The organism is Brevibacterium sp. K11IcPPYGO002, from assembly GCF_050920635.1.
Classification (GTDB): domain Bacteria; phylum Actinomycetota; class Actinomycetes; order Actinomycetales; family Brevibacteriaceae; genus Brevibacterium.
In genome coordinates this window covers 1,056,673-1,071,661 of sequence record NZ_CP131929.1, presented here as the reverse complement: position 1 = coordinate 1,071,661, position 14,989 = coordinate 1,056,673, and the positions used below count along the sequence as shown (strand labels likewise).

Sequence of the window (14,989 nt, the reverse complement as noted above, 5' to 3'; positions counted from 1 at the left end):
TCGACGGCATGAGCACACAGCGAGATCGGGCCGGTCGCCTCATCGATGTGCACGGTCGCACATTCGCCGCGGAGGCCGGGATCACACTCCAGGACAAGCCGGCCCCGCTGTGGCAGCTGCTCGTCCTCAGCCTGCTCCTGTCCACGCGCATCAGTTCCGACATCGCCCTCGCGTGCGCGCGCGAGCTGTTCTCAGCGAAGTGGAGAACGCCGCAGCGTCTGCGCGCGAGCTCGTGGCAGCAGCGCGTCGATGCGCTCGGACGCGGCGGGTATCGCCGCTACGATGAGAGCACCGCCACCCGTCTGGCCGAGGCCGCCGATCTGCTCATCGACCGATGGGACGGGGACCTGCGGAAGCTGCGCGATGAGGCCGAGGGGCAGCCTCGTCGGATTTCGGGGCTCCTGCAGGAATTCACCGGGATCGGTCCGACCGGGGCATCCATCTTCCTCCGAGAGGCCCAGCAGGTCTGGCCCTCGGTGAGGCCTGCATTCGACACTCTCGTTCGCAAGGGCGCGAAGACGGCCGGGCTGCCGGAGCAGGACGAGAAGCTGGCCGCATTGGTCGATGACGACGACCTCGCAGGACTCGCGGCCGCGCTCGTGCGTCTCGCCCGAGATCCGGACCTCTCCGCCGACGCAGAGGACTGAGACCTCCGCCCAGGCCCGCGTGTTAGCATCGTGGCGTCTGAAAGGGGACGAGATGATGGCGAATATGTGGCTGACGCTGCAGCTGCTCGTCGTCGTGCTCTCTTCCGACCTCGACTCGGTCGTGCCCCAGTCCCCCACTCATCTCATCGTCCTCGCCCTCCTCGGTGCAGCCCTGCTGACGCCGATCGCTGCATGGGCGAGCATGGCTCTGCTGCGTGTGCTCTCACTGTCGGCACTCCCGCCGTCTCTGCCGGGCACGCGCCGAAGCATCCGCGAATTCCGTATGCCGGAGGAACCCGGCACTCCGGGTACGGCTCTGCCCAGAGCCCCCTCTTCCGTCGTTCACGCCATCGCCTGAACGACCTCGATCGCGTTCCGTACGCAACTCCTCCCCCGCCTCGGCGCGGGTGATCCTCATCAGTCATCACGGTGATGGCCGCACACGGCCCATTCAACCGCGCCTCAGTGCGCCTAAGTCCGAAGGACGATCACCTGTGAACATCTACGAATTCCTGCCCATCCGCCTGCTCGTCGAGGCCGCCTACACAGTGGTCACGGGGATCAGCGACATTCTCGAACCGCTCGCCGGCGGCTTCAGCGCCGCTCTGGCCGTCATCGTACTCACCGTGCTGGTCCGCGCCGTGCTCATCCCCGTCGGGGTGTCCCAGGTCAGGGCCGGCATCACTCGAAAACGGCTGGCCCCGAAGATCAGAGAGCTGCAGACGAAGCACAAGAAGCAGCCCGAACTCATGCAGCAGAAGCTCATGGAGCTGTACAAAGAGGAGAATGCCTCCCCCTTCGCCGGATGCCTGCCGGTGCTGGCACAGACCCCAGTGCTCATGGCCGTCTATGGCCTCTTCATCAATGCGACGATCGGCGGGCATGCCAATGAGCTGCTCGATCACACGCTCTTCGGTCTGCCCCTGAACACAAGCTTCGTCAGACTGCTCGGCGCCGGGGATCTCACCGGCACGGCCATCACGGTCTACCTCATCCTCGTCGTGCTCATCACCATCGTCGCCGGCTTCTCCCGCCATCTGCTCACTCCGGCTGCGCCCGAGACCCCGGCCGTTCCCGCGGGGAATCCGGGGAAGAACGGGTCGGATGCTCCGACGATGCCGGATCTGTCCGGGGTGATGAAGACCCTGAGCTTCATGCCCTTCCTCACCGCGATCTTCGCGCTCTTCGTCCCCTTGGCCGCCGCACTCTACCTGGCGACGACGACCACGTGGACGCTCGGCGAACGGCTCGTCCTCAACAAGCTCCTCGGGGCGAACGACCCCCAACCCGAACAGTCCTCTGCCACCCGCGGCTGAACCGGGACGCGACGCTCGCAGCAACGACAGAGCCCGGGACGAAAGAACGGAGTCCTTCGTCCCGGGCTCATGCGGGGACCGCCTCGGCGATCGAGGGATCAGGCCATGATCGGCTCCGGGCGAGCACCGGCCATGACCCTGAGGTCGCCGCCTTCGACGGTGGCACGCACGGTGCCGCCCTCGTCGACCGCCTCGGTGACGAGGAGATCGGCGATGCGGTCGTCGAGTTCGCGCTGGATCACGCGGCGCAGCGGACGGGCACCGAACTCGGGCTCGTAGCCTTCATCGGCGAGCCAGTCGAGAGCCTCTGCCGAGACGTCGAGGGCGATGCCCTGAGCCTCGAGACGCTGCTTCGACGCGGCCAGCTGCTGATCGACGATGGAGCGCAGCTGCTCGCGATCGAGGCGGGCGAAGATCACGGTGTCGTCGATGCGGTTGATGAACTCCGGCCGCATGAATTCCTTGAGCCGCCCCATGACCTTGGCCTTGAGGTCTCTCTCGGCGTCCTCCGCAGCACCGGAGGCGAAGCCCAGCGGAGTGCCGGACATGAACTCGGACCCGAGGTTCGAGGTCATGATGATCACGGTGTTGCGGAAGTCGACCGTGCGTCCTTGGCCGTCGGTGAGACGTCCGTCGTCGAGGACCTGCAGCAGCAGGTTGAACGCATCCGGGTGGGCCTTCTCGACCTCATCGAGGAGGATGACCGAATACGGGCGACGGCGGACCTTCTCCGTCAGCTGACCGGCTTCGTCGTAGCCGACGTAGCCGGGAGGGGCACCGACGAGCCGGGACACCGTGTGGCGTTCGCCGAACTCGCTCATGTCGAAGCGGATCATGGCCGACTCGTCGTCGAACAGGGTCTGCGCCAGAGCCTTCGCCAGCTCCGTCTTTCCGACGCCGGTGGGGCCGAGGAAGAGGAAGCTGCCGATGGGTCGGTTGGGATCGGCCATACCGGTCTGGCGGCGGCGGATGGCGCGGGAGACGGCGGTCACGGCTTCGTCCTGTCCGACCACTCGGTCGTGGAGGACCTCCTCCATGTTCGCCAGACGCGCCTTCTGGCTCTGCGTCATCCGCTCCGCCAAGATTCCGGTGGCGCGGGAGACCACATGCGCGATCTCCTGCTCGCCGATGATCGCCTCTGCGGCAGCGGTCTTCACGGCCTCCGCGTCCGGGTTCTCGGCTGATTCGATCCGGGCGGCCACCTCGTTGATCTCATCGCGGACGCGGCCTGCGCGCTCGTAATCCTCGACCTCGATGGCGGACTTCTTCTCCGCTTCGAGTTCGGAGAGCTTGAGCTTGAGCGCGTCGATGTCGACCGCGGGTCCGCGCCCCAGCGACATCCGGGCGCCGGCCTGGTCGATGAGGTCGATGGCCTTGTCCGGCAGGAACCGGTCGGTGATGTAGCGGTTCGACAGCTCCACGGCTGCGCGGACCGCCTCGGCGGTGTAGGTGACCTCGTGGAACTCCGCGTAGCGGTCTTTGAGTCCGTCGATGATCGTCACCGCGTCCTCGACGCTCGGCTCACCCACGGTCACCGGCTGGAAGCGGCGTTCCAGAGCGGAGTCCTTCTCGATGGTGCGGTACTCCTTGAGCGTGGTTGCGCCGATCATGTGCAGGTCGCCGCGAGCCAGCCGCGGTTTGAGGATGTTGCCGGCGTCCATCGAGTTCGCTTCGCCGTTGCCGCCGGCACCGACGAGGGTGTGGAGTTCGTCGACGAAGACGATCATGTCTCCGTCATCGGCGATCTCGTTCAGCGCTCCGGTCAGGCGCTCTTCGAAATCACCCCGGTAGCGGGTGCCGGCGAGCATTCCGGGCATATCGAGCGCGATGATGCGCTTGCCCTGCAGCTGCTTGGGCACCTGACCGGAGTGGATGGCCTGGGCGAGGCCTTCGGCGACCGCGGTCTTGCCGACGCCTGCCTCGCCGAGGAGGACCGGGTTGTTCTTCGTCCGGCGGGCGAGGATCTCGATCGTCTGTTCGATCTCCTCCGCACGGCCGATGACGGGATCGAGTCTGCCCTCGGCTGCGAGTTCGGTGAGGTCGGTGCCGAACTTCTCCAGCACGGATTCCTGACCGTCCTCACCCTCGGCTTCCTGGCCGGGGTGCATGCCTGCGGCTTCGGCCGCCTCGGCGCCGGCCTGCAGTGCGGCCTGGGTGACTCCCGCCTGGGCGAGGATCCGACCGGCGGGCATCTCCTGATTGAGCACGAAGGCGAAGAACATGTGCTCCGGATCGATGTAGGTCGATCCGAACGCTCGCGCCACCTGGTAGGCATCGAGCAGGGCGCGCTGGGCGGAGCCGGTCAGTGTGGGAGTGGAATCCGCCTCGGTGTCGGTTGCAGCCGGAAGCCGCTCTTCGACGCTGGCGGCGATGGCCTCGGGGTCGGCGCCTGCCTGGCGCACGGCGGAGATTCCGGGTTCGGAACCGACCATGGTGCGCAGGATATGGAGTGCGTCGACCTCGGACTGGCCGTGGCGGCCTGCGAACTCCGCGGCCGCTTCGATGACCTCATGGCTGCGCTTGCTCAGCAGTCGGTTGATGTCGACGGAACGGCCTCGGCGGGCTCCGGTCTGTCCCTGGAGGAAACGAGCGAGGAACTCGTCGAACGAGTCTCCGCCCGAGCCTGCGGGTCCGAAGAATGTGGCCAAAGCTGACCTCCTCTTTCAAAGTTGAGCGTATACGACTCAATCAACAGAGGTGGGCGCGCGGTTATTCCCGAGTCGGCTGAGTTCGGTGTCACATGCGGTGACGGGCCGACGTGCGGTCAGCCCTTCGAAGGCCAGCCGTTGGGTTCGCAGCCCTGCAGACCCTTCGTCTGCTGCTGCATGAGCGGTGCGGTCTTGCCCGGTCCGGGGCAGGATTCGTGACCGTGGCCCAGCGCGTGCCCGACCTCGTGATTGATGAGGTACTGCCGATACTGGACGATGTCATCGAATTCATCGGTGGCCGCCACCCAGCGTTTGGCGTTGAGGATGACGTTGGGTCCGTTGCGGCACGAAAGCTTGCCTAAGGTCCGCAGAGGCAGGCACATCTCGTCGACGGTGTCAGGGCTGGCGATGGAGATCATCGTGTCCTGTCCTTCGTCGACGAGTTCGATGGAGACGTTGTCGATGTCCTGCCAGCCGCGTTCGTCCTGGAGGGTCTTGATGATGAAGTCGCCGGCCTCGTCGACGTCGATGGGCAGGTTGTCTTCGACGCGCAGAGCGACCTTGAAGGTGGTGCCGTCGTCGCGGTTGGGTCCGGTCTCGTCTTTCGGCCGGTCCCATCGGCCGCTGCCGTGGGTGTCGATATCGTCTTCGCTCACCCCGGCGGCTCCGGCGTCGTCGATGCTCGAGGTCTCGGAGGGCGAAGAGGATTCCGTCGGCTCACCCGACTGCGTGGTCTCCCCCGTCGGGTCGGCGGAGGCGGCAGGGGTCTCGGCGGCTTTCGGAGTCGGTCGGGTCTCGTCGTCGGCTGCGGGCGCGCAGGCGCTCAGCCCGATGAGCAGCGAGACCGCGGCAAGGGAGGTCAGGGTGCGGAGGCGTGGGCGGGAGACGGGGCGGGTTCGACTGAGCACGCCTGTGAGTCTATCCGCTGCCGATTCATCGAGAAACGGGCTGCGTGTCGAGAAACGGGTGTGCACACCCGAGTCTCGGCACTCAGCCCGTTTCTCGGCGAGCGGTCAGAACTCGAGGATGCCGCCGGGCCCGCGCAACCTGGCATGCAGGCGACAATCCGACCCCTCGACCACTGTGGTGTCCCCGGCCCCGAGCACGTCGAGCACCTCCCGTGCAGCCTCAGGTTCTGGACTGTCCACGCGGAAGTCGAGCAGCTCGAGGGTGGGCAGCGCCGCCTCGGCGGGGTGGACGGATTCGCCCCAGTCGATGAGGAACGGCTGCGCACCTGAGTGCGGCAGCGGGGAGCGGGTGGTCAGCCGCCACTCGAGACGCTCACCCTCGGCGGTGTCGCGGGCCATGTCCTGGACCTCCCCGAAGTCGATGCCCGCGGTGTTCGCGGCCGCGATCTTCGCGAGGAATGCCGGCGGGTGGATGGCCCAGGTCTGCAGGGTCGGCTCGGAGGCCAGATGCGCGTCGAGCGGCAAGGTCCCGTCAGCGGGCGGTTCCTGCTGCGGGTCGGGGCCGAGGATTTCCAGGTAGGTGCGCGCCCCCTCCGGCCAGCCCGCCGGGGCGAGCCCGAGGAGATGATTCGCGGTCCCCCGTCCCGGGTGCGAACCGCCGGGGACCGCGCGCAGACCGGTGGCCTCTTCCACGGCGGCGACCCCGGCCTCGAGGTCGGGCACCGTGATGATGAGGTGGTCGAGCTGCGCGGGAATGGTGTTCAGAGTGTCCATGATCCACCCGGACCTTTCAGATGAGCGTGCAGACCCTCAGTCTCCCCTTCTTGGCCGTCGAGGGCAATGATGTCGAGCGCGATGCCGAAGAAGTCGAGCACCGAACCGACCGCGGCCGGAGCGTCGCTGGCTGCCCACAGCTTCTCGAGACGAACCCACGGCATCTCCTGCCTTGCCGGATGGTCGGAGTCCTTCCAGTCGATGAGGAACGGCTGGATTCCCGACCATGGCAGCGGGGTGCGCCTGGACAGGCGCCAATCGAGCACGGTTCCGTCCGGTCTGCGCCGGGTCATGTCACGAACCTCGCCGAGGTGGACCCGCGGTTCCCGTGACCGCGCAGCGGCCGTGACGAGACCGTCGAAATCGTCCGGCCGGATCGCCCACCTCTGCACGGTCGGTGCGATGATCCCGGCCAACCGCGCGGCCGCGAGCGCCGGGTCCTGCTCTGGGTCGGGACCGAGGATCTCGAGATACGTGAGCGGGCTCGGACCTTCTTCACGCGCGAGTCCGAGCGAATCGGCGAACTCATCGCTGAGCTCGAGCCCGAGCAGCGCATTGGCCGTCCCCAGACCCGGATGAGCGCCCCCGTCAACGGCCGCGACACCGAGGCGAACCTCACATTGCTCAACATATTTCTGAAGGTTAGGAACGGCGATGACCAGATGGTCGAAGCAGGAATTACTCAACATGTCTCAATATTAAGCCACGAATTGACTGCGATTGCGCGGATGCGCTTAACTCAGGGCATGCACATCCACTTCGGGTTCCGCGCCGGACACTGCCGCTTCCTGCCGTTAATGGCACCCGCAATGTCCGCAGATTGTTGAACTATCTCTCTCAGTTCCTCCTGTTCCACCCCTTTGACCCGAAGGACCTCTTCTATGACGGACCACCGTCTCTCCACCTCAGCGCCTCTGACTCAGCGGCGCCTCGACCGCCGCTCGGTCCTCAGCCTCGGTCTCGGCTTCGGCGCTCTGCTCACCCTCAGCGCCTGCACACCGCGTGACTCCGGTTCACTGACCGAGGGCGAACCCGTCCGCGGCGGAGTGCTCACCTACTTCGAACCCCAGACCTGGACGCTGCTCTACCCGCCGTCGGTCGGCTTCTACCCCAACGGCGGGATCATGAACAACATCTCCGCGCGTCTGCTGTGGCAGGATCCGAAGAGCCTCGAGCTCTATCCGTGGCTGGCGACCGAACTGCCGGAGACGAACGCCGATGCCACGACCTACACGTTCACCATCCGTGAGGGTGTGACCTATTCGGACGGTTCGCCGCTGACGCCGGAGAATGTGGCGAAGAACTTCGATCTCTTCGGTCGCGGCGACGAATCCCGCACGCTGCCGGTGTCCGAGCAGATCTCGAACTATGAGCGCAGCGAAGTCCTCGACGAGAATCGGGTGCGGTTCCGCTTCTCGGCCCCCTCCCCCGGTTTCGCGCAGGCGACGTCGACGATGAATGCGGGACTGCTCGCCGATTCGACCCTCGACCTCGATGCCGAGGGCTTCGGCCCGGGCGGAGCCACGCAGATCCACACCTGCGGCCCCTTCCACATCACTGCCGAGACGATCGGCACGAAGCTCTCCGTCCGTGCCCGCGAGGACTACGACTGGGCGCCCCCGCATCTGAAGCATCAGGGCCGGGCCCACCTCGACGGCATCGACTATCTGACGAACAACGAATACTCCGTGCGCATCGGGGCTGTGCTCTCCGGACAGGCCGACGGTGTCCGCGACGTCCAGGCCCCGGATGAGTCCCGTGTCACCGAGCAGGGTCTGCGCCTCTATGCGAAGGCGACGAACGGCATCAACAACAGCATCAATCTCCGGTTCCGCCACGACCTGCTGTCCGATATCGACGTTCGGCGAGCGCTCATCGCCGCCATCGATCGCCAGGAGATCGTCGACAAGCTCTTCACCCCGAACTACCCCTTGGCCACCGGCCTGCTGGCCAAGGGCGCCATGGGATATGTCGACCAGTCGGGGTCCTGGGACTTCGACCCGGAGAAGGCGAACCGCCTCCTCGATCAGGCCGGGTGGAGTGAGCGCAACGGGCAGGGTTATCGCGTCAAGGATGGTCAGCCACTGGCGCTGACGGTGAATATCGCGCTGCCGCAGCCCCGGTCGAACGAGGTTCAGACCCTCATCCAACAGCATCTGCGCCGCGTGGGCGTGCGCCTGTCGATCAACCCCGGTGACCAATCGAAGCAGACTCTCGACGCCCTCGAACTCGACACCGTGCAGATCTACCACTCGATGGTCGCCCGCGCCGACTTCGACAATCTGCGCTCGAACTACTCCTCGATCAACCGCGACGTCTTTCTCAACGGAGTCGACCGCACCGACGCCGACGATGACTCGATCGATGCGAAGATCGACGAACTCCTCGAGACGCTGGCTGCCGAACCGAACCAGGAGAAACGCCAACAGGCCGCCGAGGCGGTCCAGAACTACCTCGTCGACCAGGCCTATGTGCTGCCGTTCTTCGAAGAGCCGCAGGTCTTCGCCTTCCGCCGCCGCGTCCACGGCTTCGCCACCGAACCCGTGGGACGACCCGACTTCTACAGCACCTGGCTGGCAGGAGAGAAATGATCCTCGACACCCGTTACCTCATCCTGCGCCTGGGCCAAGCGGTCCTCGTGCTGCTGCTCGCGTTCACCGCGGCATTCATCCTGCTCAGCCTCATCCCCGGAGACGGCGTCACTGCCCGCTTCGCCGATCCCGCCCTGGGTCTGTCTCCCGATCAGATCGCCGAGATCCGTGAAGCCACCGGAGCCGATGACTCCTGGTTCGGCCGATACCTCACCAGCCTCACCGGGTTCCTCACAGGCGACTTCGGCTACTCGGTCCAGACCGGTGCGGCCGTGTCGACGATCATCGCGGCGGCTCTGCCGTCGACCGCGGTTCTCGCGGCCTCCGGTTTCGTCACTGCCCTCGTCCTCGCCGTGGTCATCGCCGTCTTCGCGACCTTCGGTCCGTCCACCGGGCCGACGGCCAGGGTGCGCCGGGTCCTCGACTCGGTGCCCAGTCTATTCATCTCCATCCCGGTGTTCTGGCTCGGAATCCTGCTCATCCAGGTCTTCTCCTTCCAACTCGGGGTCGTCTCCGTCGTCGATCCCGGCCCCGCCGAGGCGCTCGTGCTGCCGACCCTGACCGTGGCGGTTCCGCTCTCGGCCCCGATCGCCCAGGTGCTCATCCGCTCCATCACCGAGGTGCAGGCCTCCGGCTTCGTCAAGGTCACCACGGCCAAGGGCGCCTCCGAACTGTGGATCCTCGTCCACACCGTCGCCCGCAATGCGGTGCTGCCGGGGCTGACGATCATCGGCCTCGTCTTCGGCGAGCTCGTCGCCGGCGCCGTGGTCACCGAGACCGTGTTCGGCCGCAACGGCATCGGACTCATCACCGCTCAAGCGGTCACCCACCGGGACAATCCGATCCTGCTGGCCGTCGTGGTCATCGCCACCTTCGGCTACGTCATCATCAACCTCGCAGTCGACCTCCTCTACCCCGTCATCGACGTCCGGCTGCGCACGAAACGCAGCGCCGCCTCGGCGGGCAAGGCCCTGCGCAGCCACGACGAACCCACCCGTCGCGCCATGACGGCGACTGCGGCCAGCGTCGGCGTCGACCTCGATTGGGACGACGAGTCGAAGGAGAAGAACTCATGAGCATCGTCTTCACCCGCGGCCAGGTCACCGAGAACCGGCGCGCACGCGGCGGCCGGGCACGCGCCGCGCTCACCCCGGCCACCATCGTCTCCGCTCTGGTTCTGCTCATCGCGATCGCCTGGGCGCTGGCCCCCGGCCTCTTCACCCATTTCGACCCCAACGACGGCGGAGACACCCCCGCGCTGCTGGCCCCGAGCCTCGAGCATTGGTTCGGCACCGACCAGACCGGCCGCGACGCCTTCACCCGAGTCGTCTACGGCGCTTCCCAGTCCCTGTTGGCCGCGCTCGTGGCTGTCGGGGTCGGGCTGATCGTCGGCACCACGATCGGACTCATCGCCGGCACCCGGCGCGGACTCGTCGACGATGTGCTCATGCGGTTCATCGATGTGCTGCTGTCCATCCCCGCGATCCTGCTCAGCCTCTCAATCGTCGTCGTCCTCGGCTTCGGGACGATCAATGCGGCCATCGCCGTCGGAGTCACCGCCATCGCCCAGTTCGCCCGTCTCGCCAGATCACAGGCGGTGCAGATCAATACGAGCGACTTCGTGGCCGCGGCCTACGGGTCCGGCGCCACGTATCTGACCGTCCTGGTCCGCCATACCCTGCCGAATTCGATCTCTCCCGTGCTCTCGCTGGCGGTCCTCCAGGTCGGTTCGGCGATCCTCCAGATCTCCACGCTCGGATTCCTCGGCTACGGCACTCCGCCGCCCACCCCGGAATGGGGGCTCATCATCGCCGAGGGCCGCAACTTCGTCGCCACCGCCTGGTGGCTGACAGTGCTGCCCGGCCTCGTAGTCATGGCCATCGTGCTCGCCACCCACCAGATCGGCAACACCCTGCGAAAGGTGACATCATGACCGACTCCTCACTGCTGCGCATCGACGGCCTGTCCGTCGACTACTCCCACCGAGGCGGCTCCGCGGCACCGGCCGTGAGCGAGCTCGATCTCGTGGTCCGTCCCGGTTCGATGACGGCCGTGGTCGGGGAATCCGGTTCGGGGAAATCGACGACCGCCAACGCCGTCATCGGTCTCCTCCCCTCATCCGCGCAGGTCACGGCCGGGCGGATCCGCCTCGGCGAGGTTGATCTGCTCAGCCTGGGCCCCTCCGGTTGGCGGGGTGTGCGCGGATCTCAGATCGGCTACGTCCCGCAGGATCCGGGGTCCTCGCTCAATCCGCTGCAGACGGTCGGCAGGTCCGTCGCCGAGGCGCTGCGCATCCACCGTCGCGCGGGCCGCGCCGAGGCTCGCGCCCAGGTCGTCGAGCTGTTGGGCCGGGTCGGCATCGACCAGCCGGAGAAACGGGCCGACCAGTTCCCGCATGAGCTCTCCGGTGGGATGCGGCAGCGTGTGCTCATCGCCGCTGCCATCGCGCTGCGCCCGCGCCTGCTCATCGCCGACGAACCCACCTCCGCCCTCGACGTGACGGTGCAGAAGCAGGTCCTCGACCTCCTCGACGAACTGCGCACCGAGACCGGGATGGGCATCCTCTTCATCACCCACGATCTCGCCGTCGCCGGCGAACGCGCCGACGAGGTCGTGGTCATGCAGGGCGGACGCATCGTCGAATCGGGGCCGGCCGGACGGGTCTTCTCCGACCCGGCCACCGATTACACCTCCCGCCTCATCGCCGATGCTCCCGCACTGCAGACGAAGGCACGAACTGCCCGCGCCGAGGCGACCACTCAGTCCGCAGACCCGTTCGTCTCCGTCGAATCGCTGACCCATGTCTTCGACCGTACGGATGATCGGATCACCGGCATCGAGGGTGTGGGTTTCACGGTGGCGCGCGGGACCACGCACGGTCTCGTCGGCGAGTCCGGTTCGGGCAAGACCACCGCGGGCAAGGCGCTGACCGGGTTCCTCACCCCGCAGTCCGGGCATGTGCGCATCGGTGACTTCGACGCCGCGGAGCTCGGGCGCGGTCGTCCCTCACGGCAGCGGCTGCGGGAGTTCCGGCGCACCGTCCAACTCGTGCATCAGAACCCGTTCTCCGCTCTCGATCCCAAACATTCGATCCGGTCGACCCTGACCGAGCCTCTGCGCAACTTCCGCCTCGGCGATCGTGCGTCCCGGCCCAGGCGTGTCTCCGAGGCGATGGATCGGGTGGCGCTGCCTGCCGACTTCCTCGATCGGCGTCCCGCCGAACTCTCCGGCGGGCAGCTGCAGCGAGTGGCGATCGCCCGCGCCCTCATCGTCGAACCCGAACTCGTCGTCTTCGACGAGGCGGTCTCGGCTCTCGACGTTTCGGTGCAGGCGCAGATCCTCACTCTGCTCGATGAGCTGCAGCGGGAGCTCGGTCTCACCTATGTCTTCATCACCCATGATCTCGCCGTCGTCCGCCAGATCGCTGATACGGTGTCCGTGATGTCGCATGGGCGCCTCGTCGACGATGGCGCGACCGAAGAGATCTTCACTCGCCCGCGGTCCGCCTATACCCGCACGCTGCTCGAGGCGATCCCCCGTCCCGCGACGCTCTCGGCCGCAGCAGCGCCTGCGAATGACCGACCCGCGACCCCGACCCTGCTCACCGCAGCAGCAGAAAGCTGAGAACCATGACCCCTCACCCCACCGACCCTCAGGCCACCGACGCTCGGGCCACCGGCACTCAGGTGACCGGACCGAAGCTCGGCTTCTTCACCCGCCTGCTCGAGGACGCTCCGGCCGCAGACCGCTATCGCTTCGCCCTCGAACAGATCGAGACAGCTGAGGACTTCGGCTTCCAATCCGCCTGGGTCGCCCAGCATCACTTCTCCGCGGCAGAGGGCGGACTGCCGTCCCCGCTCGTCTTCCTCTCCCACGCCGCCGCCCGCACCCGCCGGATCAGCTTGGGCACCGCGATCATCACCCTGCCGATGGAGAATGCCGTGCGGGTGGCCGAAGACGCCGCCGTCCTCGACGAACTCTCCGCCGGTCGCCTCGAGATCGGTCTGGGTTCGGGCGGGAACCCGAAGTCGTTCCCGGCCTTCGGAACGAGCTTCGATGAGCGTCGGGAGGTCTTCGCCGACAATCTCGCGACCCTGCGCACACTGTTCTCAGGTGACCGGCTTCCCACCGCTCACGGTCTCTACCCTGCCCCCGATGGGCAACGTCCGAACCTCGAGCGACGACTGTGGCAGGCGACGTTCTCCGCCGGCGGGGCCGGTGCGGCCGGCGCAGCCGGTGACGGACTCATGCTCTCGCGGACTCAGCCGCGCCCCCAGGACGATCCGGCGGCACACCTCGACGAGGTGCAGCTGCCGGTCATCGACACCTATCTCTCGCAGCTGCCGGACGGAGCCGAACCGCGCATCCTCGCCTCCCGTACCGCAGTGGTCGCCGATGCCGAGGATCTGCCCCGGCTGCGTGAGATCACCGAACCGGCGCTGCGGGCCGAGGCCGACCGCCTCGTCGGCTATGACACGTCGTCGCTGACCCTCGCCGAGCTCCTCATCGCCACCGACACCTACCTCGGCACGCCCGAGCAGGTGAGCGAACGTCTGCAGCATGACCGCGTCCTCGACCGGGCCACGGACGTCAGCTTCCAGGTGCACTCGGTGCCGGCGACGAACGAGACCGCCCTGCGGTCGATCGAACTGCTCGCCACCGAGGTGGCACCCGCCCTCGGGTTCTCCGTGACCAAGGAGAAGGTGCACTGAGATGGCCGATATCATCAACCTCCTCGCCGGAATCGCGGCGAACGATCCGCTCGATGAGCTGCGCGGCCACCGGGCGCAGGCGAAGGAGAACGCCCAGCTGAGTTTCGAAGCTCTGCTCGAGCCCGAGGATCCGCGCGGTGTGTCTTACCGGGAGCGTTATGCCGTGGCCGCGTTCACCGCCGGACTGCTCGGTTCGGACCGTGCCGAGGAATTCTACCGCGACCTGCTTCGGGACGAAGATGAAGCCGCGTCGTGGGCGGTCGCGGAACTCCTCGACGAGGCGGTGCTCGCACTCGATTCGCGCGCCGAGGTGCGCGGACCCTACGGGATCGTCGATTCCGCGGCACTGTCGGCGGAGAATGTGCCCGGTCCGTGGTTCACCGCCGACACACAGTCACGCCAGACGTTGGGAGCCCGGCTCATCTCGGGGCTCGAGTTTGCTCATCTCCTTGCGCTCCATCCGCGCGATGCCAGGCCGGCGCACCTCGCCCTGCTGCTGGAATCCGGATGGGACGAGGACGGCATCGTCACCCTGGCTCAGCTCGTGTCGTTCCTCAACTTTCAGATCCGCATCAGCACCGGGCTGGCCGCACTCGCGCTTGCGCCGATCGCAGCCGGTGCCCCTGTCCCGGATTCCCTGTCGCGGGACACCGGCGGGGCAGGCAACGCCGTGGTCAACGAGGACGAGGCGGCCGCCTCGGCGAGGGAATCTGCTGCCCTGACCGCCGTCGGGGATCGAGTGAACACGTACCCGGATCTGGCACGACCCACACTGTTCCAGCAGTCGGGTCTCGGCTGGGTGCCGTGGATCGCGCCCGTCGCCGAGGCGGAGCTCACGGAGACGCAGCGTGACTCGCTCATCGAGGCCGGGCGGGCGAAGAACCCGTACTTCCGACTGCTCGCCCGCGATCCTGCAGCCCTGCGCGCGCGGACGCTGACGGACCTCGACATCTTCTTCAACACCACCGACGGTCTCGGGCGAGCCGAACGCGAACTCGCGGCGACTGCGGCGTCACGGCTCAACGGGTGCCTGTTCTGCGCGTCGATCCATTCCGATCGAGCCACCGAGGAATCCGGGCGTCGGGAACTCGTCCAGCGCCTCCTCGACGAGGGAATCGGCACGAAGAGCCGCCTCGGTGATCAGGTGTGGGACGCCGTGGTCGATGCCTCGGTCGCGCTGACGCTGACCCCGCAGGCTTTCGGTGCCCGGCACCTCGAGCAGCTGCGTGCGGCGGGTCTCGACGACGGCGACATCATCGACGCCCTGAACTGTGCCGCCTTCTTCAACTGGGCGAACCGTCTGATGCTCTCCCTCGGCGAGCCGGAGCAGCTGAAGTAGGCCTCGCCGAAAAACAGGCTGAGTGTCGAAAAACGCATGTGCGCGCGCGTTTCT

Annotated in this window: 13 protein-coding genes; 9 read left to right on the top strand and 4 right to left on the bottom strand. The window is 67.0% G+C overall.

The window, feature by feature from the left end:
* Positions 1–8: 8 nt before the first annotated feature.
* From QYM46_RS04740 to QYM46_RS04730, 3 genes are all read left to right on the top strand, one after another.
* Positions 9–647: an endonuclease gene (locus QYM46_RS04740; protein WP_432791064.1), complete on the top strand. Its 639-nt coding sequence runs from the start codon at positions 9–11 to the stop codon at positions 645–647.
* 52 nt (positions 648–699) lie between these two features.
* Positions 700–1,005 carry a hypothetical protein gene (locus QYM46_RS04735; protein ID WP_248279110.1) on the top strand — a complete coding sequence of 102 codons (306 nt, stop codon included), beginning with the start codon at positions 700–702 and terminating at the stop codon, positions 1,003–1,005.
* A gap of 136 nt (positions 1,006–1,141) precedes the next feature.
* Positions 1,142–1,963 carry a YidC/Oxa1 family membrane protein insertase gene (locus tag QYM46_RS04730; RefSeq protein ID WP_432791063.1) on the top strand — a complete coding sequence of 274 codons (822 nt, stop codon included), beginning with the start codon at positions 1,142–1,144 and terminating at the stop codon, positions 1,961–1,963.
* A 98-nt stretch (positions 1,964–2,061) separates the two neighbouring features.
* On the opposite strand, the gene QYM46_RS04725 is transcribed toward QYM46_RS04730, so the two are convergent.
* The 4 genes from QYM46_RS04725 to QYM46_RS04710 all read right to left on the bottom strand — a co-directional run bounded on the left by QYM46_RS04725 (position 2,062) and on the right by QYM46_RS04710 (position 6,982).
* Positions 2,062–4,611 carry an ATP-dependent Clp protease ATP-binding subunit gene (locus QYM46_RS04725; protein WP_432791062.1) on the bottom strand — a complete coding sequence of 850 codons (2,550 nt, stop codon included), beginning with the start codon at positions 4,609–4,611 and terminating at the stop codon, positions 2,062–2,064.
* A gap of 116 nt (positions 4,612–4,727) precedes the next feature.
* Entirely contained in the window at positions 4,728–5,519 is a 792-nt protein-coding gene (locus QYM46_RS04720; RefSeq protein WP_432791061.1) for a DUF3152 domain-containing protein, read from the bottom strand.
* Between the two features lie 105 nt (positions 5,520–5,624).
* A complete protein-coding gene (locus tag QYM46_RS04715) occupies positions 5,625–6,293 on the bottom strand; it encodes a VOC family protein (protein WP_432791060.1) in 669 nt (222 codons plus the stop codon).
* Positions 6,281–6,982, bottom strand: coding sequence for a VOC family protein (locus tag QYM46_RS04710; protein WP_432791059.1), 702 nt, complete (start codon positions 6,980–6,982; stop codon positions 6,281–6,283). Before QYM46_RS04710 ends, QYM46_RS04715 begins: the two co-directional genes overlap by 13 nt.
* 192 nt (positions 6,983–7,174) lie before the next feature.
* Between QYM46_RS04710 and QYM46_RS04705 the strand changes: the two genes are divergently transcribed.
* Genes QYM46_RS04705 through QYM46_RS04680 form a run of 6 tightly spaced genes read left to right on the top strand, consistent with a single transcriptional unit; the run spans position 7,175 to position 14,935 of the window.
* Positions 7,175–8,884, top strand: coding sequence for a TIGR04028 family ABC transporter substrate-binding protein (locus QYM46_RS04705; protein WP_432791058.1), 1,710 nt, complete (start codon positions 7,175–7,177; stop codon positions 8,882–8,884).
* On the top strand, positions 8,881–9,960 hold the full coding sequence (locus QYM46_RS04700; protein ID WP_432791057.1) for an ABC transporter permease: 1,080 nt from the start codon (positions 8,881–8,883) through the stop codon (positions 9,958–9,960). The genes QYM46_RS04705 and QYM46_RS04700 overlap by 4 nt, the downstream gene beginning before the upstream one ends.
* On the top strand, positions 9,957–10,817 hold the full coding sequence (locus QYM46_RS04695; protein ID WP_432791056.1) for an ABC transporter permease: 861 nt from the start codon (positions 9,957–9,959) through the stop codon (positions 10,815–10,817). Before QYM46_RS04700 ends, QYM46_RS04695 begins: the two co-directional genes overlap by 4 nt.
* Complete coding sequence (locus tag QYM46_RS04690; RefSeq protein WP_432791055.1) at positions 10,814–12,508, top strand: dipeptide ABC transporter ATP-binding protein; 1,695 nt, start codon at positions 10,814–10,816, stop codon at positions 12,506–12,508. The genes QYM46_RS04695 and QYM46_RS04690 overlap by 4 nt, the downstream gene beginning before the upstream one ends.
* Before the next feature lie 5 nt (positions 12,509–12,513).
* Positions 12,514–13,596: a putative FMN-dependent luciferase-like monooxygenase gene (locus QYM46_RS04685; RefSeq protein WP_432791054.1), complete on the top strand. Its 1,083-nt coding sequence runs from the start codon at positions 12,514–12,516 to the stop codon at positions 13,594–13,596.
* 1 nt (position 13,597) lies between these two features.
* Complete coding sequence (locus QYM46_RS04680) at positions 13,598–14,935, top strand: alkylhydroperoxidase domain protein (RefSeq protein ID WP_432791053.1); 1,338 nt, start codon at positions 13,598–13,600, stop codon at positions 14,933–14,935.
* The last annotated feature ends 54 nt before the right edge of the window (positions 14,936–14,989 follow it).